Here is a 21,384-nt window from a genome sequence, read left to right as displayed (position 1 = left end):
CCTACTCGAAGCTCGGCCCGGCGGTGCGGGTGCGCTTGATCTCGTAGAAGCCGGGGATGGAGGCGACCATGAGGGTGCCGTCCCACAGCTTGGCGGCTTCCTCGCCCTTGGGCGCGGGGGTGACGACGGGGCCGAAGAAGGCGATCTGCTCGCCGTCGGCGCCGGGGACGGCGATGACGGGGGTGCCGACCTCCTGGCCGACCTTGTCGATGCCTTCCTTGTGGGAGGCGCGCAGCTCGGTGTCGTACGTGTCGCGGTCGGCGGCGTCGGCCAGGTCCGCGGGCAGGCCGACCTCCTCCAGGGCCTCGACGATCGTCTCGCGGGTCCTGGGCAGCGCGCGGTTGTGGAAGCGGGTGCCGAGCGCGGTGTAGAGCGGGCCGACGACGTCGTCGCCGTGCTGCTGCCGGGCGGCGGTGACGACCCGGACCGGGCCCCAGGCGTCGCGCAGGAAGGTGGCGTACTCCTCGGGGAGGGTGTCGAGCTTGTCCTCGTTGAGCACCGCCAGGCTCATCACGTGCCAGCGCACCTCGATGGGGCGGACTTTCTCGACCTCCAGCATCCAGCGGGACGTCATCCATGCCCACGGGCACAGCGGGTCGAACCAGAAGTCGGCGGGCGTCTTGGCCGGGTCGGCGGCGGTCGCGGTCACTGCGTACTCCTCGTCGGGGGGCGTCCGGGACGGGCCGGGCGCGGCTGGGCAAGCCCCTGCCACAGCCGACAACGCGACGGGATCGGTGGCGCATTCCCCGCTCCCGGCCGTCCGGGGATCTTCCGGCGGACGCGGCGCCGGAACGCCGCGTCCGCGACCGTACCCGCTGGTCGGCGCCCGGGTGTCGGACCTCCGTGGAAGGATGCACAACGTCAGCTCTCCGATGTGCTTGGGGTACCTGAGGTGCCTGGGGTACTGAGACGAAGGAGTCCGCCCGTGCCCGGCGAGAACCTGAGCCGCGAGGAGGCCCGCGAACGGGCCGCGGTGCTGTCCGTGGAGCGCTACGACGTGGCGCTCGACGTGCGGTCCGCGGTGGGCGCGGTGCCCGGCGGCGCCGTCCGCACCTTCCGGTCCACCACGGTGATCGACTTCCGGTGCGCGCGGCCGGGCGTGCCGTCCTTCGCCGACCTGGTCGCGACCGAGGTGGTGTCGGTGCGGCTCAACGGCCGCGAGCTCGACCCGGCGAAGGTCTACGACGGTGCCCGGATCGCCCTCGACGGCCTGGCCGAGCGCAACACCCTGGTGGTGGACGCGCGCTGCGCCTTCAGCCGTACGGGCGAGGGCCTGCACCGCTTCGAGGACCCGGAGGACGGCGAGGTCTACCTCTACACGCAGTACGAGCCGGCCGACGCCCGCCGGGTCTTCGCGAACTTCGAGCAGCCCGACCTCAAGGCGCCCTTCACCTTCCAGGTGACCGCCCCGGAGGAATGGACGGTGCTGTCCAACGCCGAGCCGGAGGGCGCGCCCGCCCCGGCCGAGGACGGCGGCACGGTGACGCGCTTCCGGCCGACGCTGCCGATCCCGACGTACATCACCGCGGTCGTCGCCGGCCCGTACCACGTCGAACGCGACCACTACGCGCGCGCCCTGGACGACCGGTCGACGCTGGACATCCCGCTCGCCGCGCTGTGCCGCCGGTCGCTGGCCAAGCACTTCGACGCCGACGAGATCTTCACCGTCACCAAGCAGGGCCTGGACTTCTACCACGACACCTTCGGCTACCCGTATCCGTGGGGGAAGTACGACCAGGCCTTCGTGCCGGAGTACAACATCGGCGCGATGGAGAACCCGGGGTGCGTGACCTTCCGCGAGGAGTTCGTCTTCCGCGGCAAGGTGACGCGCGCCTCCTACGAGCACCGGGCCAGCGTGGTGCTGCACGAGATGGCGCACATGTGGTTCGGCGACCTGGTGACCATGCGCTGGTGGGACGACCTGTGGCTCAAGGAGTCCTTCGCGGACTTCATGGCCGCCTTCTCGCAGGTCGCGGCGACGCAGTACACCGAGGGCTGGATCACCTTCGCCAACCGCCGCAAGGGCTGGGCCTACCACGCCGACCAGCTGCCCTCCACGCATCCGGTCGTCGCCGACATCCGCGACCTGGAGGACGCCAAGCTCAACTTCGACGGCATCACCTACTCCAAGGGCGCCGCCGTCCTCAAGCAGCTCGTCGCCTACGTGGGGCAGGACGCCTTCTTCGAGGCCGCCCGGCGCTACTTCCGGCGGCACGCCTACGGCAACACCGAGCTGGGCGACCTGCTGTCCGTGCTCAGCGAGACCTCCGGGCGCGACATGCCCGCCTGGTCGCGCGCCTGGCTGGAGACCGCGGGCGTCAACTCGCTGACGCCGGAGGTGAGCTACGGCTCGGACGGGCGCGTGGTGGAACTCGCGGTGGCCCAGGGTGCCGACGACCCGGCGCATCCGCAGCTGCGCCCGCACCGTGTCGCCGTGGGCCTCTACCGGCGTATGCCGGGCGGCGCCCTGGAGCGCTACGCCCGCGCCGAGACCGACGTGGCGGGCCCGCGCACGGTCGTCGCCGACCTCGCCGGGCAGCCGCGGCCCGACCTGGTGCTGGTCAACGACGACGACCTGACCTACTGCAAGGTGCGCTTCGACGCCGATTCGCTGGACACCCTGCGCGCGCACCTGGGCGACCTGTCGGACCCGCTGGCACGCGCGCTGGCCTGGTCGGCGGTGTGGAGCATGACGCGGGACGGCCTGATGCCCGCCGGCGACTACCTCGCCCTGGTGCTGCGCTTCGCGGGCCGCGAGACCGACATCGGCGTGCTCCAGTCGCTGCACCTCCAGGCCCGCACCGCGCTCACCCGCTACGTCGCCCCCGGGCGGCGCGACCTCACCGCGACCGAGCTGGCGCAGGGCGCGGTGCAGGAACTGCGGCGCGCCGAGCCGGGCAGCGGCCACCAGCTGGCGTGGGCGCGCTTCTTCGCCTCCGTGGCGTCCTCCCCCGCCGACCTCCAGCTGCTGCGCGGCCTGCTCGACGGCTCGGCCCGCATCGACGGCCTGGAGGTGGACCAGGAGCTGCGCTGGACGCTGCTGGGCGCCCTCACCGCGCAGGAGGCGGCGGACGCCGCGGACATCGCCGCCGAGCGGGCCCGCGACGACACCGCCTCCGGCCACCGGCACGAGGTGCGCTGCCTCGCGGCCCGGCCCTCCGCCGAGGTCAAGGAGCAGGTGTGGGCCGACGTGGTGGGGTCGGACGCGCTGTCCAACGCCCTCGTGGAGGCCAGCATCGCGGGCTTCGTGCAGGCCGGGCAGCGCGAGCTGCTCGCCGCCTTCACGGACCGGTACTTCGCGGCGCTGGAGGGCATCTGGGCGTCCCGTTCGATCGAGATCGCGATGTCGGTCGTCAGCGGCCTCTACCCGGGCCTCCAGGACCGCCGGGAGACGCTGGAGGCGACCGACGCGTGGCTCGCGGCCCACGAGGACGCCGCGCCCAACCTGCGCCGCCTGGTGCTCGAAGGGCGCGACGACCTCGCGCGGGCGCTGCGCGCACAGGAGTGCGACGCGCGGGCGGCCGAGGCGGGCCGCTCCGGCACGGCCCTCTGACCCCGCGCCGGGCACGGACCGGGCCCGGGCCCCGACGCCCCTGCCGGGCAGGGGCTCGGGGCGGGTCCGGGCAGCGCTCCGACGCCCCGCCGGACAGCGGTCCGGGCTGGTCCGGGGGCGGCGCCGGGGGCCCGCCGGACCCGTGCCTCCGGGTGCCGTCCCGCCGGGCGGGGTGGCACACGGAACCCGCCGCCGCGCGTCCCGCGTCACCCGGATGGGGGAAACGCATGATCGGCATCCGAACACGTGCACTTTAGCCCGGTGTTGTCCGGTTTTGTCGACGAGCGTGTAACAGGGGTTAGGGGCCGTACGGGTGACGGGAACGACGTCGCCATGAACGTGAACCCCCGCCTCCCCCACGGTCCCCGCGACTCGCACGTCCCCCGCCCCGCAGCCCCCGCTCCCGCCGGACGCCCGCCGCGCGCCGGGAACGGCGAGGACGCCGCCGACCCCGCCGGGTACGTCCCGGACCCGCGGCTGCCCGCGGACGAGCCGGTCATGACGCTGCGCCGGCTGCGCGCGCACGGCGTCCCGGCCTCCGTCGTGGCCGAGCGGAGCCGGCCGGGCGGACCCTGGCGGCAACTGCTGCCGCAGGTCTACCTGCTGCGTCCGGGCCCACCCGGCACCCGGGAGCGGCTCCGCGCGGCGCTGCTGTACGCGGGCCGCGAACCCGGCGGGCGCGAGGCGATGGTGACGGGGCCGGCCGCGCTCGCCCTGCACCGCTTCGCGGGCGTCCCCCCGCTGTCCGCGCTGCTGCGGATCGACGTGCTGGTGCCCCGCCAGCGGCGGCTGCGGGACGCCGGTGAGGTGACCGTGCACCACGCCCGCGCCCTCCCCCGGGCCCAGGAGCTGGCCGGGCTGCCCTGCGCGCCCGTGCCGCGCGCGCTGGCCGACACCGTGGGTAGCCTGGACGACGCCCGTACCGTACGGCAGTTGCTCACCGAGGCGGTGCGCGGCGGCCACTGCGACGCCGCCGCCGTGATGCGCGAGCTGGGCGCCGCCGGGCTGCTGGACCACCCGCACGTGGCCGACGCGGTGGGGGCGCTGCACGGCGCCGACCGCCGTATGGCCGAGCAGCGGCTCTACGCGATGGTGCGCGCCCACGCGCTGCCCGACCCGCTCTGGAACGTCGAACTGCGGCTGCCCGGCGGCCCGCCGCTGGGCGCGGTGGACGCGTACTGGCCCGACCACGCCGTGGCCCTCGCACTCGACCCGCGCCACGGCGGCCCCGACCCGTACGACGGACCGGGCGCGTACGACGGCGTGGCGGACGGCGGCCTCCGGGCCGACCCGTACGCGGCCCCGTACACCGGGTCCTACGGTGCGGACGGGGGCTGGGACACCGAGGTGTGGCAGCCCGAGACGGTCTTCCGGGACGACGAGGTGTGGTCGCGGACCGTGCGGCAGCGCGACCGGCTCGAAGCGCTCGGCATCACGCTCGTGCACGTCACACCCGCCGAACTGCGCGACGGGTACGTGCGGCAGGCGGCCGTGGTGCGGACCGCGCTGGTCGCCGCGGCCGACCATCTGCCCGCCGCCTACATCGTGGTGACGCCGCGCTGACCGGGGCGGTCCGGTCGCGGTGAGGCGGTGGCGGGGACGCGGCCTTTGCTCCGGTTTGCCGTCTCCGGCACTGGCGGATTCACGTCACCGGAGCACCAAGCGAAGGTCAACGCACCACAAAGAGAGGCTTTTCCCGGCAGGGTGACGATCCGTACGGTCTGTTCCGCACAGATGTCCGCACACCGTCACGACGACCGACCAGGGATGCCCATGCCACTCGTCCACATATCCGGCACCAGACGCACGGCGCGGCTCGCCCTCGCCGCGGGCCTGGTGGCCGCCCTCACGGCCGCGAGCCCCGCGCTCGCGGCCGCCGACACCCCCGCGCCGACGCTGCCCGCCCAGGCGCCCGCGAACACCGCGCCCACCGCCCCCGACGGCACCGGCGCGCCCGGCAAGGACGCCGACGACAAGCTCGGCGCCGCCGACGCCGAGGCGCTCGCCAAGGCCAAGGCGGACGGCGACAAGACCGTCACCTTCATGGTCGCGGGCAAGCCCGGCAGCACCGCCGAGATCAGCTCCCGCCTGCACGCCCAGGGCGCGAGCGTCGGCCGGACGTTCGACCAGCTCGGCTACGTGCGCGCGACGGTGCCCACCGCGAAGGCGGACGCGGCCCTCGGCGCCGCGCAGAAGCTCCCGCAGGTGCTGGCGATCGACCTCAAGCAGGAGATCCAGCTCGACGACCCGACGCCGTCCGCGGACACCGCCACCGCCTCGCACGGCAAGGGCAAGCCCGCGAAGACCTACCCGGGCCCCGGCAGGAACACCCCGGCGGTGAACCCCTACCAGCCGGCCTTCGAGACCGGCGCGGTCGACTTCGTCAAGCACAACCCCGCCGCCGACGGCCGCGGCATCACCATCGGCATCCTGGACTCCGGTGTCGACGTCGGCCACCCGGCGCTGCAGAAGACCACCACCGGGCAGCGCAAGATCGTCGACTGGGTCACCTCGACCGACCCGATCCTGGACGGCGACGCCACCTGGCGCCCCATGGTGACCGCCGTGTCCGGTCCCTCCTTCACCGCCTCCGGCCGCGCCTGGACCGCGCCCGCGGGCAGCTACCTCTTCAGCACCTTCGCCGAGGCCGCCACCAAGGGCGGCGACGCCAACGGCGACCTCAACCGCGACGGCGACACCACCGACGTGTGGGGCGTGCTGTACGACCAGGCCGCCGGCACGGTGCGCGTCGACCTCGACAACGACGGCGACTTCACCGACGAGACGGCGATGAAGCCGTACAAGGACGGCTACCAGATCGGCCACTTCGGCACGGACAACCCCGCCACGGCCATCTCGGAGTCCGTCCCCTTCACCATCGAGATCCGCAAGGACGTCCCGATGGACCCCTACGGCGGCACGTGGGTGGGCAAGAAGGCCGACTTCGTCAACATCGGCGTCGTGGAGGCCGAGCACGGCACCCACGTCGCGGGCATCACCGCCGCCAACGGGCTGTTCGGCGGCGCGATGGACGGCGCCGCGCCCGGCGCGCAGATCGTCTCCTCGCGCGCCTGCACCTGGACCGGCAGCTGCACCAGCATCGCGCTCACCGAGGGCATGGCCGACCTGGTGATCAACCACCACGTCGACGTCGTCAACATGTCCATCGGCGGCCTCGGCTCGCTCAACGACGGCGCCAGCGCCCGCGACCTGCTCTACAAGCAGCTCATCGACACCTACGGCGTGCAGCTGGTCATCTCCGCGGGCAACGACGGCCCCGGCGTCAACACCATCAGCGACCCGGGCCTGGCCGACCACGTACTGAGCGTCGGCGCGTCCATCTCCCGCGAGACATGGGCCGCCAACTACGGCTCGCAGACCACCGTGCCCTACGCGATGATGCCCTTCTCCGCGCGCGGCCCGCGCGAGGACGGCGGCCTCGCACCCGTCATCACCGCCCCCGGCGCCGCCATCAACGCCATCCCGACGTGGGAGGCCGGCGCGCCCGTCGCCGAGGCCGGCTACAGCCTGCCGCCCGGCTACGCCATGCTCCAGGGCACCTCGATGGCCTCCCCGCAGGCCGCCGGCGCCGCCGCCCTGCTGCTGTCCGCCGCCAAGGCCCGGCACCTGACCGTCACCCCGGCGCAGCTGCGCACCGCGCTCATCAGCACCGCGAAGACGATCCCCGGCTTCCAGACCGCCGACCAGGGCGCCGGCCTCATCGCCGTCACACCCGCCTGGAACCTGCTCAAGCGCGGCGGCACCACCGACACGTACACCGTCACGGCGCCCGTCGACACCACGCTGTCCAGCTACCTCCGGACGCCCGGCTACGGCACCGGCATCTACGACCGCGAAGGCGGCCTGACCACCGGTCAGAGCCGCACTTACACCGTCACCGTGACCCGCACCGGCGGCCCGTCCTACGCGCTGCTGCACACGCTGCGCTGGGCGTACGACGACGGCACCTTCTCGGTCGCGAGCCCCGTCGTGTCGCTGCCGCTCAACAAGCCGGTGACGGTCAAGGTCACCGCGCGGCCGCGCGCCGCGGGCGTGCACAGCGCGCTGCTGAACGTCGACGACCCGCTGACGCCCGGCACGGACACGCAGATCGCCGCCACCGTCATCGTCTCCACGCCGGTCACCGGCCCGTCCTACACGCTCACCCGCTCCGGGACGATCCAGCGCGACAGCACCCGCTCGTACTTCCTGACCGTCCCGGCCGGGGCCACCTCGCTGGAGGTCTCCATGGGCGGCCTCAAGGCGGGCAGCCAGACCCGCTTCATCACCATGCACCCGTACGGTGTGCCGCTGGACTCCACGCAGACCCCCGACTGCTACCCCAACTACGACAACCCGGCCAACACCTGCCGCCCCGACCTGCGGTCGTACGCGCAGCCGCTGCCGGGCGTCTGGGAGATCGAGGTCGAGGCCCGCAGGACCTCGCCGCAGCTCGACAACCCCTACACGCTCAAGGTCGCTGTGCTCGGCGCCGCCTTCGACCCGGCGGTGCAGACGCTCCCCAGCGCGAAGGTCGGCGAGCCGACGCCCGTGAGCTGGACCGTCACGAACGGCTTCGCGCCGATCAGCGGCGGTACGGTCACCGGCGGGCCGCTCGGCTCCGCCGCCACCGACACGCCCACGATCGCCCAGGGCGAGACCCGCACGACGAACCTGACCGTGCCGGCGGGCGTCTCCCGGCTCGACGTCTCCATCGGCTCGCCGTCCGACCAGCAGGCCGACCTCGACCTGTTCGTCTACCGCGACGGCGTGCTCGTCGCGCAGAGCGCGGACGGGGACGCGGAGGAGTCCGTGAGCCTCGCGAACCCCGCGCCGGGTGAGTACACCTTCGAGGTGGACGGCTACTCGGTGCCGTCCGGCTCGACGACGTACGCGTACGAGGACGTCTACTACTCCGCTGCGCTCGGGCAGGTCACGGTGGGGTCGGGTGCGCCGCAGACGCTGTCGCTGCCGCACGGTGCGTCGGCGGTGGTCACCGCCGACGTGGTGGCCTCGGCGGTCGCGCCCGCCGGGCGCCAGCTCTTCGGGCAGGTCAGCCTGCTGACGGCGGGCGGTACGCCCGCGGGCACGGGATCTGTCCTGATCACGTCGACGCTGCCGTAGCGTCCCGCTTTTCTGGGGGCGCCCTCCTTTTGGGGGGGCGCCCCCTTTTTGGTGGGCGCTCCGGGGGGCTCGTTGCGGTGCGGTGTGCGACCTTGCGGTGGGTGGGGGGTTGCTCGCGCCGTTCTCCCCCAGGCTCCGCCTGGGAGGTACCCCCACGCGCCCCTGGTTGGTACCCGGCGGGGCATCGCGCTTTCCCTCCGGGGGTGGGATCGGGGGCCGCCACGGGGCACCTCCTCGGAATGCGCCTTCACCCTCTTCCCGAGTTGGTGAGCTACTCCCAGCGCATTCCTGCGGGGGCACCCCGCACCGTCCCCCTCCAGGCCGGTTCGGCGGCTGCCTGCCGATGAGGATGAGCGCTTTCAGGGGCGCGTGGGGGCACCTCCTAGGCGAAGCTCCGGGGGAGAACGGAGCGACAAGCCACGACGGCGGGAAGGCCGCGACGACCACCGCAACAGGCACCCCAGGGCGAAGCGGCGGCGGGTCAGGCGCCTGCGGAGGGTTGGGTGCGTAGCAGGGCGCGGGCCGGGAGGGTGGTGGAGGCGAGGGTCAGGGTGAGGGCGGCGGCGGTGAGGGCGAGGGGCTGGGCGAGGGGGATGTACGGGGCGGCCCCGGTGAGGCCGCGGGCGATGGGGACGAGGGTGATCCAGGCGATCGCCCCGCCGATGCCGAGCCCGGCGACGGCCACGACGAGCGCTTCGGCCCGCAGCATGCGGAGGACCTGGTGGCGGGTCGTACCGGCGAGCCGGAGGAGGGCGACCTCGCGGCGGCGGTCGAGCACGGTCATGACGAGCGTGTTGGCCGCGGCGACCGCGGCGAAGCCGCCGAGGACCCCGGCCATGACGCGGTTGGCCCAGCCGTTGAGTTCGAGGTCGCGGTCGGCCTGCGCGCGGTAGCCCGCGCGGTCGGTGACGGTGAGTCCGGGCACGCCGAGCCCCGCGAGGGCACGCCGGACGGTGCCGTGGTCCGCCCTCGGGGCGTCGTGCACGAGCACCTCCGTGTCGAGCGCGGCGGACGCGTGCGGGGCGACCACGGAGCGCGGCAGCAGGAGCGAGCCGAGGCCCAGGCCGCGGCTGTAGACGGCGACGACGGTGGGCCGCAGCTCCGTACCGTCGCCGAGCCACAGCGAGATGCGGTGGCCGACGTGCGCGCCGGCCGTACCGGCGAGCAGCGTGTCTACGGCGACGGTGCGCCCGTCGCCGGTGAGGTCCGCGAGGGAGCCCTCGCGGACGCCGAGGTCGAGGACGCGGGGCAGCGCGGCGGGGTCGCCGTCCACGCCCAGCACGCTGGTGGAGTTGAGGGAGCCGCTCGCGCGGTAGAGCGCCCCGCTGCGGAGCGCCCCGACCACCGTGTCCACGCCGGGCGTACGCGCGGCGCGCGCCGCGGTGTCGGCGGGCAGCCCCGGGCCACCGGAGAGCACCTGGTCGGCCACGACACCCTCCCTGATCTGCCGGGACGACTCGTGCGCGACCGAACTCTGCATCCACACGAGCGTTCCGGTGAAGGCGGTGACGAGTACGAGGGGCGTGATCGCGGAGGCGAGCCGGCGCGCGTTGGCACGGGTGTTGGCGGCCGCCAGCTCGCCGGGCGCACCACCGGCGCGCAAGGGGAGCCCGAGGAGCGCGGACGCCAGCCACGCCACGACCGGTCCGAGCAGCGCGACGCCGACCATGAAGCAGAAGACGACGCCGAGGGCGACGTTCGCCGCGTCGTCGCCGGTGGTGTGCGCGGCGACGATCGCGAGCGTGACCCCGCCCGCGACGGCCGCCACCCCCAGCACCGTACGGATCACGCCGGGCCGCCGCCGTTCCACGGCCGCCTCGCCGAGCGCGGCGCTGGGCCGCGCCTTCGCCGGGCGGCGGGCCGCGAGCCGGCCCGCGAGGAGCGCGGCGAGCAGCCCGGCGCCGACGGCCGAGACCATCGGGATCCAGCCGACCGAGAGGGTCACGCCGTGCGGCACGGCGTCCTTGTGCACGAGCTGGTCGAGCCACCAGCGGGCCAGCGCGATGCCCGGCAGGATGCCCGCCGCACCGGCGACCGGCGCGACCAGCAACGCCTCGGTGGCCACGGTGCGGCGGATCTGCCGCGGGGTGGCGCCGACCGCGCGCAGCAGCGCGATCTCCCGCCCGCGCTGGCCGATCGCCAGCGAGACGGTGCCCATCACGACGAAGACGGCGGTGGCGGTCGCGATCCCGCCGAACGACCCGCCGAGCGCGGTGAGCATCTCCCGTGCCTCGGCGAGCTGCGGCTGCTCCGCGGCGCCGCGCCCGTTCCCCGTCCGCACCTCGGCGGCACCGCCGACCGCGTGCCGCGCCCGGTCGGCGAGCCGCTCCGTGCTCACACCGGGCTTGCCCAGCACCGCGACGGCGTCGGCGAGCCCGGGGTGGCCGGACAGCCGGTCCGCGGTGGCGTCCGCGAACCACGCGGTGGGCGCGCCCCCGGGCGCGGTGAGCCCGACGACCCGGAAGGCCGTGGTACCGCCCGGCGTCCCCAGGGTGACGCTGTGCCCGGGGCCGGTGTGCGCCGCACGCGCGGTCGCCGGGTCGAGGACCACCTCACCCGCGCCGGGCGCGCGCCCCTGCACGGCGTCGGCGCCGTCGATGACCCTGGCCGACCAGTTGCGCCCCGTCAGCCCGGACTGCCCGGCGTCCTGCACCGGAAACGACGTGTCCGCGACAGCCGCGGCCACCCCCGGCTCCGCGGCGACCCGGGCGGCGAGCCCGGCGTCCAGCCGCGGCGTGTCGGTGAGCGGCTCCTTCTCCGTCTCGGCGTCGTCACCGTGCCCGACATGGATCCGCGCCTCCGGATGCGGCGCGACGACGACCGGCACCCGGGCGTACCGCTCGGGCGCGACATGCGCGGTGAGCCCCGTCTGGAGCAGTGTTCCGCAGGCGGTGACGACGACCGCGGCGAAGAACAACGCGATGAACGTCCCCGCGAACGAGGCGGGCCTGAACCGCACGGATGCCCGCGCGAGCCCGTTCATTTCCGCCCCCACCGGCGGGACGGCCGCCGACGCCCCCTGGAGGGGGACGGTGCGGGGTGCCCCCGCAGGAATGCGCATCGACTGCGTCGGCTTTGCGGATGAGGTCGTACGCGCATTCCGAGGAGGTGCCCCGTGGCGGCACCCGACCCACCCACGCACCGGGTGCGCGATGCCCCGCCGGGCACCCCCAGGGGCGCGTGGGGGCACCTCCCAGGCGAAGCTCTGGGGGAGAACTGCGCGAGCAACCCACCACCGGCCGGTGGTCCGGAGCGGACCGAACTGCCCCTTCGGGCCGGTTGACTACCCGCGCCCCGGTGGGGCCTGGGGGCACCTCCCAGGCGAAGCTCTGGGGGAGCGCAGTTCCCCGCGCCCCTAAAAAACGGATCCCCGGCGCCGCACGCACAGCCCCAAAAACGCGTCCACCGCGCCGCACGCGTACCCCGAAAGACAAGTGCCCGGCGCGGCACGCGCAGCCCGGAAACGAGGGCCCCGCGCGGCATGCGCTGAGGGAAGGGGCGACGGGGGTGCTGGTCCGGCGTCATGCCGCCCTCCGGGCGGCGGAGGCGGCGGAGGCCGTGAGGGCGACCATGCGGTCGGCGACCTCCGTGGGAGAGGGGGAGCGCAGCTCCCCGGCGAAGCGGCCGTCCGCGAGGAAGAGGACGCGGTCGGCGTGCGACGCGGCGACGGGGTCGTGCGTGACCATGACCACCGTCGCCCCGAGCGCGTCGACCGCCCTGCGCAGCAGCCCCAGCACCTCCCTGGCCGTAACCGTGTCGAGCGCCCCGGTCGGCTCGTCCGCGAAGATCACCTCGGGGTCGGTGACGAGCGCCCGCGCGATCGCGACGCGCTGCTGCTGGCCGCCGGACAGCTGCCCGGGGCGCCGCCTCCCGTATCCGTCGAGGCCGACCTCCGCGAGCAGCGTCTGCGCGCGGCGGCGGTCGGGGCGGGCCCCGGCCAGCCGCAGCGGCAGCAGCACGTTCTGCTGCACCGTCAGCGACGGCAGCAGGTTGAAGGCCTGGAAGACGAAGCCGATGCGACGGCGGCGCAGCTTGGTGAGCTGGTTCTCGCCGAGCCCGGTGATGGGTTCGCCGCCGAGCAGCACTTCTCCCCCGTTGGGCCGGTCGAGGCCCGCCGCGCATTGCAGGAACGTGCTCTTGCCGGAGCCGGACGGCCCCATCACGGCGGTGAAGCTGCCGCGCGGCAGGGCGAGGTCGATGCCGCGCAGCGCGTGCGCGGCGGTGTCGCCGCGCCCGTAGGTGCGGGTGACCGAGCGGAGTTCGACGGCGTAGGCGCCGGGGGCGCCTGCGCGGCGGAGGGCGTCGGGTGCGGAGACGGTGCCGTGTGCAGCCATGTCCTCGACGCTACGGAGTGGCGACCGGGTGAACCATGACGCCCGCTGCCCTCCGGAGGGTGGGGAGAACCCCACCATGACCCTCCGCGACGGGTGTGGCACCCCCCGGAAGGGGTAGGGCTGAGGTGATCGGCCGGAAAAATCCGGACGTGGACGACGGAGGCTCGATGGACCGGGCACGGCTTGCCGCGCTGCACGGTGTGGATGTGACGTACAGCCCGGCACCCGGGCAGCAGGTCGGGGTCGCCGAGGACACGGTCGTGGCCGTGCTCGCCGCCCTCGGCGTGGACGCCTCCACGCCCGACGCGGTACGCGCCGCCCTCGCCGGGTACGAGGCGCGGGCCGCGCGGCGGCTGCTGCCGCCCTGCACGGTGCTGCGCGCCGGGGAGCCGCTGACGGGGCTGCCGGAGGGCACCGAGGTCACCGTCGAGACCGCGGCGGGCGAGGCGCTGAGCCGGCTGCCGGGCCGCCCGGGGCGCTACGGGCTGCGCGCGGTCGCGCCGGACGGCCGGTCCGCGCGCGGTGACCTGGTCGTGGCGCCGACCCGGCTGCCGGGTCCGCGCGGGCGGACGTTCGGCTTCATGGCGCAGCTCTACTCCGTGCTGTCCCGCCGCTCGTGGGGCATGGGCGACCTGGGCGACCTGGCGGAGCTGGCCGCGTGGTCCGGGCGGGCGCTGGGCGCGGGGTTCGTGCAGATCAACCCGCTGCACGCGGCCGTACCGGGACGTCCCACCGACCCGTCGCCGTACCGCCCGTCCTCCCGGCGCTTCCCCGATCCGGTCTATCTGCGGATCGAGGAGATCCCGGAGTACGCCTACCTGCCGCCCGACACGCGCGCCGCCGCGGCGCGACTGCTGGCCAAGGCCGCGACGCTGCGCGACACCGTGCTGCTCAAGGACAGCCTCATCGACCGGGACGCCGTCTGGGAACTGAAGTCGCAGGCCCTGGAGCTGCTGCGAGAGGTGCCGCTCAGCCCCGGGCGGCGCGCCGCCTACGCCGACTTCCTCGCCGCGCAGGGCCAGGCGCTCGACGACCACGCCACCTGGTCGATGCTCGCCGAGCTGCACGGCCCCGACTGGCGGACCTGGCCCCCGGGCCTGCGCGACCCGCGCTCGGCTCAGGTGGCGCGGGCCCGCAGCGAGCACCAGGAGCGGGTCGACTTCCACTGCTGGCTCGGCTGGCTGACCGACAGCCAGCTCGCGGCGGCCCAGCGGGCGGCCCGTGACGCGGGGATGGCTGTCGGCGTCGTCCACGACCTGGCCGTGGGCGTCAACCCGGCCGGGTCCGACGCCTGGGCGATGCAGGACGTGCTGGCCACGGGCATGTCCACGGGCGCCCCGCCGGACGCCTTCAACGCCCGCGGCCAGGACTGGGGCCTGCCGCCCTGGCGCCCCGACGCCCTCGCCGCCACCGGCTACGCGCCCTACCGCGACCTCGTCGCCCGCATGCTGCGCCACGCGGGCGGCCTGCGCATCGACCACGTCATGGGCCTCTTCCGCCTCTGGTGGGTGCCCGAGGGCCGCCCCCCGACCGAGGGCACGTACGTCCGCTACGACGCGGACGCCCTCCTCGGCCTGCTGGCCCTGGAGGCGTACGAGGCGGGCGCCGTCGTCATCGGCGAGGACCTCGGCACGGTCGAACCCGGCGTCCGGGAGGAACTGGCCGACCGCGGCATCCTCGGCACCTCGGTGCTCTGGTTCGAACGGGACTACGGGACGGGGGCCGCACCGCAAACGGACCCGGACCGGGACCCGGAGACGGAGGATCCCGGCCCCGAGGCCGTACCGGAGGCGGACCGGCGGCCCCTCCCGCTGCCGCCGGACGCCTGGCGGGAGGCCTGCCTGGCCACCGCCACGACCCACGACCTGCCGAGCACCGCCGCCCGGCTCACCGGCGAGCACGTCGGCCTGCGGCACCGCCTGGGCCTGCTCACCCGGCCCCTGGAGGAGGAAGAGGCGGACGACGCCGCGGAGGTCGCCGAATGGATCGCCCTGCTCGGGCGGCTCGGCCTGCTCCCCGAGGGCGCGTCGGACGAGGAGGCCGTGGTGAAGGCCGTCCACCGCTTCCTGGTGGCCACCCCCGCACGGATGGTCGGCGTCTGGCTGGGCGACGGCGTCGGCGACCGGCGCCCGCAGAACCTGCCGGGCACATGGAACCAGTACCCCAACTGGCGGCTTCCCGTCGCGGACCCCGAGGGCAACCCCCTCGCCCTCGAACAGCTCGCGGCCTCCCGCCGCCTGCACGCCCTCACCGACGAGATCCGCCGCGCCCTCGCGGCCCCCTCTTAGGCACCCCCGGGCGCGCGGCCCGCGGAGGTGGTCACTACATTGGCCACGTGGACAAGAAGCTCACCAAGAAGGTCATGCGCGCCGGCGTCGTCACTGCGACCGCCACGGTGCTGATGCTGCTGTCGTCGCCTGCGTTCGCGGTGGCGCACGACGACGGCGACGACCCGGGCTCGGGCCTGAGCGTCGCCCAGACCCTCGGCCTCTACGTCGCCATCCCGATCGTGGCTTTCGCGGTCATCGCGGGCCTCGTCATCGTGACGGACAAGTCCCGCAAGTAGCCACTCCCTGCGGAGTGCCTGACGGTTCACGCCCGGGGCTGCCCCTTGCGGTGTCCCGCGCGCCCGCCGCGCCGTCGTGGCTGAGCGCGCAGTTCTCCCCCAGAGCTGCGCGACAAGCCCCCACCGGCGGGAAGCCGCAGCACCCACCGCAAGGGGCACCCTTTTACGCGCCCGCGGCAGACGCGGCGAGCAGGCGCCGCAGCAGCGCGGCAAGCTGAGCCCCTTCCTCCGGAGCCAGCGCGGCAAGCGCATCGTGCTGGACGGCGAGCCCCGCGACGAGCGCGCTGTCGACCACCTCGACGCCGCGGTCGGTGAGGGTCACCCGGAGCCCGCGGCGGTCGTGCGGGTCGGGCGAACGGACCAGCAGCCCCGCGCGCTCCAGCTTGTCGAGGCGACCCGTCATCCCCCCGGTGGTGAGCATGAGCGTCGCGGACAGCTCTCGCGGCGACAGCGTGTAGGGCGCGCCCGCCCGCCGCAGCGTCCCGAGGACGTCGAACTCCCCCCGCCCGATGCCGAACCGCTGGTACTCCGCCTCCATCCGGTCGCCCATCACCCGCGCGATGCGGTACACGCGTCCGTAGACGGCCATGGCGAGCGTGTCGAGCTCGGGCCGTTCGACGGCCCATTGCGCGGTGATCGCGTCAACGGCGTCACCCGCCTCAGCACCCTCAGAGCCCTCGGCGCTCTCAGCGCCCCCCTCGCTCTCCGCACCATGTCGCATCCCGCCAGTATCGGGCGTACGGCCGCTCGACGGCAAGAAAGTAGCTTGACGTTAACTAGTTTAGAGCTAAGCTAATGACTGCCAATCTACTCACGGAGCCACCCATGCCCCTCCCCCTGCTGCGCCGCCGCCCCGCGCAGGACCGCCTGCCCGGCGAACGGGCCATGCTCACCGCGATGGCCGTCGACGCGGTCGGTTCCGGCATGTACGTGCCCTTCAGCCTGGTCTTCTTCCACCACCTCACGGGGCTGTCCTTCGCCACCGTCGGCGCGGTGCTGAGCGTGGTGGGACTGGTCGGCATGGCGGGGCTGCCACTGGCCGGCGCGGCGGTGGACCGGTTCGGCGCCCGGCGGGTGCAGCTCGTGCTCTACGGGGTGCGGGGCACCGGCTTCGCGCTCTACCCCTTCGCCGCCGCGCTGCCCGCCTTCGCCGCCGTCGCGCTCGGCACCGCGCTCGGGGACCGGGCCTTCCCCGCGGTGCAGCAGTCCTGGATCGGCGAGGTGGCGGCGGGCGCGGACCGGGACCGCCTGCAGGCCGCGTCCCGGGCGCTGCGCAACGGCGGGCTGGGGGCGGGCGCGCTGCTCGCCTCGCTGGTGGTCTCGCTCGCCGGGGACCGCGGTTTCACGCTCGCGGCGTGGCTGAACGCGGCGAGCTTCGGCGTCGCCTTCCTGCTGATGCGCCGCGTCCACGCCCCCGCCGGGCGGCGACCGGCGCAGGCCCCGCGGGCGACGGCGGGGGCGGGCTACCGGGTGGTCGCCGCCGACCGCCCCTTCCTCGCCCTCACCGGCGCCAACTTCCTCACCGCACTGGGCTACTCGGCCCTCGGCGTGCTCTTCCCGCTCTTCATCGCGGGCCCGCTGCACGGGCCGGAGGCACTGACCGGCGCGGCCTTCACCCTCAACACGGTGCTGTGTGCCGTGGGCGGGGTGCATGTCGCCCGGCGCACCCGGCGGGGCGGGGCCCGGCGTACCCGGGCGGCGGCGCTGGGCGCGGTGCTCTTCGCCGCGTCCTTCGCGGGGCTGGGGCTGCTGGCCACCGTGCGGCCCACGGCCGGGTGGGCGGCGGCAGGGCTGCTGCTGGCGCTGGTCACGCTCTACACCGCGGGCGAGACCGTGCACAGCCCGGCGGCGAGTTCGCTGGCCGTGGCCGCGGCGCCCGAGGCGTTGCGCGGGCGCTACATGGCGGCGTACCAGCTGTCCTGGTCGCTCGCGATGATCCTGGCGCCGTCCCTGTTCACCGCGCTGGCCGCCGCCGACCCGCGGCTGCCGTGGCTGCTGCTGACCGGTACCGCCCTGGGCGCCGCGGCCCTGCTGCTCCGGCTGGAACGCAGCCTGCCGGACGCGGCCGTGCACCTTCCGCCGCCCTCCCGCACCTGGCCCGCCCCGACCGCGGCCCGCGCTCCCGTACAGCCGGCGGCCGGCCGGTGAGGGTCCGGCGTCCGGGCGGACCCGCGCGACGCGCCCGGGACGGACGGCCGCCGGTGACGTACCCGGCGCCCCGCCCGTAGCGGGCCGAAGCACGCAGCTGCCGGCCCCGGGGTGACGTACCCCGGGGCCGGCCGGGGTCAGTCCGTGGTGGACGCCGCGTCCACCTCCTGGGCCCGCAGCGCGCGCTCGACGCCCGCGCGGCTCTCGACGACCAGGCGGCGCAGGGCCGGGGCCGGGTCGGCGGTGGCGAGCCAGGCGTCGGTCGTGTCCAGCGTCGCCTGCGAGACCTGGTGCGCCGGGTAGAGGCCGACGACGATCTGCTGGCCCATCTCGTTGCTGCGCTCGGCCCACACCTTCTTGATCGCGGCGAAGTACTTCTCCACGTAGGGCGCAGTCAGTTCGCGCTGGTCGGCCTGCGCGAAGCCGGCGATGACGGCCTCCTGCATGGCGTTGGGCAGCGTGTCGGACTCGACGACCGCCGACCAGACCGCGGCCTTGGCCTGCGCGGTCGGGAGGGCGGCGCGGGCGGCGCCGGCGTGCTGCTCGCCCGCGGACGTCGGGTCGAGGGCGAGTTCGGCGGCGATGGCCTGCTCGTCGGCGCGACCGGTCGCGGCGAGCCGCAGCAGCAGCGTCCAGCGCAGGTCGGTGTCGATGGCGAGGCCCTCGTAGCCGACCGAGCCGTCGAGCAGCCCGGCGAGCACGTCGAGCTGCTCGTCGGTGCGGGCGGTCGCGGCGAACGCGCGGGCCCAGGCGAGCTGGTGGTCGCTGCCGGGCGCGGCGTCGGCGAGGTGCTGCTGCGCGGCGGCCGTCCAGGTGGCCAGTCCCGTCTCGCGCCAGGCCGGGTCGGCGTACAGGTCGAGGGCGAGCTTGACCTGGCGGTGCAGCGACTGCACCACGCCGATGTCGGTCTCCTTGCCGATGCCGTGCAGCACCAGCTCCAGGTAGTCGCGGGTGGCGACCTCGCCGTCGCGCGTCATGTCCCAGGCGGAGGCCCAGATCAGCGCGCGGGGCAGCGACTCGGTGAAGTCGCCGACGTGGTCGCGGACGACGGCGAGGGACTGCTCGTCGAGCCGGATCTTGGCGTAGGACAGGTCGTCGTCGTTGAGCAGCACCACGTCGGGGCGGCGGGCGCCGACGAGGTCGGGCACCTCGGTCAGCTCGCCGTCCACGTCCAGCTCGATGCGCCGGGTGCGGACCAGCGTGCCGTCCTGGAGGTCGTACGCGCCGACGGCGATGCGGTGCGGGCGCAGCACGGGCTCGCCCTTGGCCCCGGCGGGCAGTGCGGGCGCCTCCTGGCGGACGGCGAAGGACGTCACGACGCCCTCGGCGTCGACGGCGATCTCCGGGCGCAGCACGTTGATGCCCGCCGTCTCCAGCCAGGCCTTCGACCAGGCCTTCAGGTCGCGGCCCGAGGTCTCCTCCAGCGCGCCGAGCAGGTCGGCGAGGCGGGTGTTGCCCCAGGCGTGCCGCTTGAAGTAGGCCTGGACGCCGGTGAAGAACTCGTCCATCCCCACGTACGCCACGAGCTGCTTGAGCACCGAGGCGCCCTTGGCGTAGGTGATGCCGTCGAAGTTGACCTGCACGTCCTGGAGGTCGTTGATCTCCGCCATGATCGGGTGGGTCGAGGGCAGCTGGTCCTGCCGGTAGGCCCAGGTCTTCATGGTGTTGGCGAAGGTCGTCCAGGCGTGCGGCCAGGCGGAGCCGTCGGCGTGCGCGAGGCAGGCGATGGAGGTGTAGGTGGCGAACGACTCGTTCAGCCACAGGTCGTTCCACCACTCCATGGTGACCAGGTCGCCGAACCACATGTGCGCCAGCTCGTGCAGGATGGTCTCGGCGCGCACCTCGTAGGCGGCGTCGGTGACCTTGGAGCGGAAGACGTACTGGTCGCGGATCGTCACCGCCCCGGCGTTCTCCATGGCGCCCGCGTTGAACTCGGGCACGAACAGCTGGTCGTACTTGGCGAACGGGTACCCGAAGTCGAACTTCTCCTGGAACCAGTCGAAGCCGATCCGGGTGACCTCGAAGATGGCTTCGGCGTCGAGGTGCTCGGCGAGCGAGGGGCGGCAGTAGACGCCCAGCGGGACGCTGCGGCCGTCGCCCTCCCAACTGCTGTGCACCGAGGTGTAGGGGCCGACGATCAGCGCCGTGATGTACGACGAGATCCGCGGGGTCGGCTCGAACGACCAGACCCCGTCGGACGACGGCTCGGGCGTCGGCGAGTTCGACACCACCGTCCAGCCCTGGGGGGCCTTGACCGTGAAGGTGAAGGTGCCCTTCAGGTCGGGCTGCTCGAAGACGGCGAAGACCCGGCGCGAGTCGGGCACCTCGAACTGGGTGTAGAGATACGCCTGCTTGTCCACCGGGTCGACGAAGCGGTGCAGGCCCTCACCGGTGTTGGTGTAGGCGCAGTCCGCGACGACCACCAGTTCGTTGCGCCCGCCGGGCAGCCACTCCAGGGCGATCCGCGAGTCCTTGAACACCTCCGCCGGGTCGAGCGGCGCTCCGTTGAGCACCACCTCGTGCACCTCCGGCGCCACCAGGTCGATGAAGCTCGTGCCACCGTCGCCCGCGACGTCGAAGACCACCTTGCTCCGTGACCGGAACGTCCCCCCCTCCTGGGCCCCCGTCAGGTCCAGTTCGATCTCGTAGCCGTCCACAGTCAGCAGACCCGCCCGCTGCTGCGCCTCCTCGCGCGTGAGGTTCGTACCAGGCACGGTGGCCCAACTCCTTCTCGTCAGGTGAGACAGCCATCCTCGCACGCGACCCGTTCACCCCGCGGAACCGCTGTGGACAACTCCGGCGCCGCCGTCAGCGGACACGGCGTCGCGCAGAACAGGACATCGCGGCAGGACGGTACGATCACCCTCCGTGACGTGGCACGCGTGCGGCGTCACGGGGTGGCCCACCGGGTGGCGGTGGGCACCCCGTGACACACGAAGGCCCGGATCTCAGGCCGATATGCCGTCGATCCGGGCCAGGGCGTCATCCGCGCCGAAGGGTTGCAGATATGGCAGCCACCGCGGGTCCCGGTGGCCGGTGCCGATGATGCGCCAGGCCAGTCCGGTGGGCGGTGCGGGTTGATGGCGCAGCCGCCAGCCGAGCTCGGCGACGTGGCGGTCGGCCTTGACGTGGTTGCAGCGGCGGCAGGCGGCCACCACGTTCTCCCAGGCGTGCTGGCCGCCGCGGCTGCGCGGGATCACATGGTCGACACTGGTGGCGGCCCCGCCGCAGTAGGCGCAGCGGCCGCCGTCGCGGGCGAAGAGGGCCCTGCGGGTGAGCGGAACGGTGCCGCGGAAAGGGACACGGACGAATTTGGTCAGTTTGACGACACTGGGCGCTGGCAGAGCCTGTGTCTCGCTGTGCAGGTAGGCGCCGGATTCCTCAAGGCACACGGCCTTGTTGTTGAGCACGAGGACAAGCGCACGGCGGAGCGGTACGACGCCGAGCGGCTCGTACGACGCGTTCAGGACCAGGACATGCGGCACGTATGCCTCCTTTAACGCCGGCGGCGCGTGGCTCGCGCCGGGACGATCTGTCTCAGTCTCTCCGGAAGGCGGGGCGAGGCGCCACCATGCCCGGGTAACGGAGCGGAAGTGTTTTGGACCACACCGAACCTCCCCGACAGGCGCCGCTCCCCTGGTTATCCCCCCTTCTTCCCC

At 74.3% G+C, this 21,384-nt stretch carries 12 protein-coding genes; 6 read left to right on the top strand and 6 right to left on the bottom strand.

The window, feature by feature from the left end; all coding sequences use genetic code 11:
* Position 1: 1 nt before the first annotated feature.
* Complete coding sequence (locus ACH4PY_RS15535) at positions 2-649, bottom strand: DsbA family protein (protein WP_398181530.1); 648 nt, start codon at positions 647-649, stop codon at positions 2-4.
* Positions 650-925: 276 nt separating this feature from the next.
* Between ACH4PY_RS15535 and pepN (ACH4PY_RS15530) the strand changes: the two genes are divergently transcribed.
* The 3 genes from pepN (ACH4PY_RS15530) to ACH4PY_RS15520 all read left to right on the top strand — a co-directional run bounded on the left by pepN (ACH4PY_RS15530) (position 926) and on the right by ACH4PY_RS15520 (position 8,677).
* Positions 926-3,553, top strand: coding sequence for an aminopeptidase N (pepN, locus tag ACH4PY_RS15530; RefSeq protein ID WP_398181526.1), 2,628 nt, complete (start codon positions 926-928; stop codon positions 3,551-3,553).
* 333 nt (positions 3,554-3,886) lie between these two features.
* A complete protein-coding gene (locus ACH4PY_RS15525; RefSeq protein WP_398181523.1) occupies positions 3,887-5,116 on the top strand; it encodes a hypothetical protein in 1,230 nt (409 codons plus the stop codon).
* Between the two features lie 210 nt (positions 5,117-5,326).
* Positions 5,327-8,677, top strand: a complete 3,351-nt coding sequence (locus ACH4PY_RS15520; RefSeq protein ID WP_398181520.1) for a S8 family serine peptidase — start codon at positions 5,327-5,329, stop codon at positions 8,675-8,677.
* Positions 8,678-9,158: 481 nt separating this feature from the next.
* On the opposite strand, the gene ACH4PY_RS15515 is transcribed toward ACH4PY_RS15520, so the two are convergent.
* Together ACH4PY_RS15515 and ACH4PY_RS15510 are read right to left on the bottom strand one after the other, a co-directional pair.
* Positions 9,159-11,636 (bottom strand): ABC transporter permease, encoded by a 2,478-nt coding sequence (locus ACH4PY_RS15515; RefSeq protein WP_398181517.1) that lies wholly within the window; start codon positions 11,634-11,636, stop codon positions 9,159-9,161.
* A 562-nt stretch (positions 11,637-12,198) separates the two neighbouring features.
* Complete coding sequence (locus ACH4PY_RS15510) at positions 12,199-13,011, bottom strand: ABC transporter ATP-binding protein (protein WP_398181514.1); 813 nt, start codon at positions 13,009-13,011, stop codon at positions 12,199-12,201.
* Between the two features lie 167 nt (positions 13,012-13,178).
* Here ACH4PY_RS15510 and malQ point away from each other — a divergent pair, with 167 nt between their 5' ends.
* Together malQ and ACH4PY_RS15500 are read left to right on the top strand one after the other, a co-directional pair.
* Complete coding sequence (malQ, locus tag ACH4PY_RS15505) at positions 13,179-15,299, top strand: 4-alpha-glucanotransferase (protein WP_398182136.1); 2,121 nt, start codon at positions 13,179-13,181, stop codon at positions 15,297-15,299.
* Positions 15,300-15,346: 47 nt separating this feature from the next.
* Positions 15,347-15,577, top strand: a complete 231-nt coding sequence (locus ACH4PY_RS15500; RefSeq protein WP_398181511.1) for a hypothetical protein — start codon at positions 15,347-15,349, stop codon at positions 15,575-15,577.
* Between the two features lie 163 nt (positions 15,578-15,740).
* Here ACH4PY_RS15500 and ACH4PY_RS15495 read toward each other — a convergent pair whose 3' ends face one another.
* Positions 15,741-16,298 (bottom strand): MarR family winged helix-turn-helix transcriptional regulator, encoded by a 558-nt coding sequence (locus ACH4PY_RS15495; protein WP_398181508.1) that lies wholly within the window; start codon positions 16,296-16,298, stop codon positions 15,741-15,743.
* A 104-nt stretch (positions 16,299-16,402) separates the two neighbouring features.
* Here ACH4PY_RS15495 and ACH4PY_RS15490 point away from each other — a divergent pair, with 104 nt between their 5' ends.
* Positions 16,403-17,725 carry an MFS transporter gene (locus ACH4PY_RS15490; protein ID WP_398181505.1) on the top strand — a complete coding sequence of 441 codons (1,323 nt, stop codon included), beginning with the start codon at positions 16,403-16,405 and terminating at the stop codon, positions 17,723-17,725.
* Between the two features lie 137 nt (positions 17,726-17,862).
* On the opposite strand, the gene pepN (ACH4PY_RS15485) is transcribed toward ACH4PY_RS15490, so the two are convergent.
* Positions 17,863-20,439: an aminopeptidase N gene (gene pepN, locus ACH4PY_RS15485; protein WP_398181502.1), complete on the bottom strand. Its 2,577-nt coding sequence runs from the start codon at positions 20,437-20,439 to the stop codon at positions 17,863-17,865.
* Positions 20,440-20,673: 234 nt separating this feature from the next.
* Positions 20,674-21,210, bottom strand: a complete 537-nt coding sequence (locus tag ACH4PY_RS15480; RefSeq protein ID WP_031514630.1) for an HNH endonuclease — start codon at positions 21,208-21,210, stop codon at positions 20,674-20,676.
* Positions 21,211-21,384: the final 174 nt, after the last annotated feature.

The organism is Streptomyces sp. NPDC021224, from assembly GCF_044332905.1.
Classification (GTDB): Bacteria; Actinomycetota; Actinomycetes; order Streptomycetales; family Streptomycetaceae; genus Actinacidiphila.
The sequence above is the reverse complement of the archived record's forward strand: the minus strand, read 5'-3'. Positions and strand labels throughout refer to the sequence as shown.

Coding starts and splice junctions, on each gene's coding strand:
- ACH4PY_RS15525 (WP_398181523.1), top strand. CDS start 3,887: ATGAACGTGAACCCCCGCCTCCCCCACGGTCCCCGCGACTCGCACGTC.
- ACH4PY_RS15520 (WP_398181520.1), top strand. CDS start 5,327: ATGCCACTCGTCCACATATCCGGCACCAGACGCACGGCGCGGCTCGCC.
- ACH4PY_RS15510 (WP_398181514.1), bottom strand. CDS start 13,011: ATGGCTGCACACGGCACCGTCTCCGCACCCGACGCCCTCCGCCGCGCA.
- malQ (WP_398182136.1), top strand. CDS start 13,179: ATGGACCGGGCACGGCTTGCCGCGCTGCACGGTGTGGATGTGACGTAC.
- ACH4PY_RS15495 (WP_398181508.1), bottom strand. CDS start 16,298: ATGCGACATGGTGCGGAGAGCGAGGGGGGCGCTGAGAGCGCCGAGGGC.
- ACH4PY_RS15490 (WP_398181505.1), top strand. CDS start 16,403: ATGCCCCTCCCCCTGCTGCGCCGCCGCCCCGCGCAGGACCGCCTGCCC.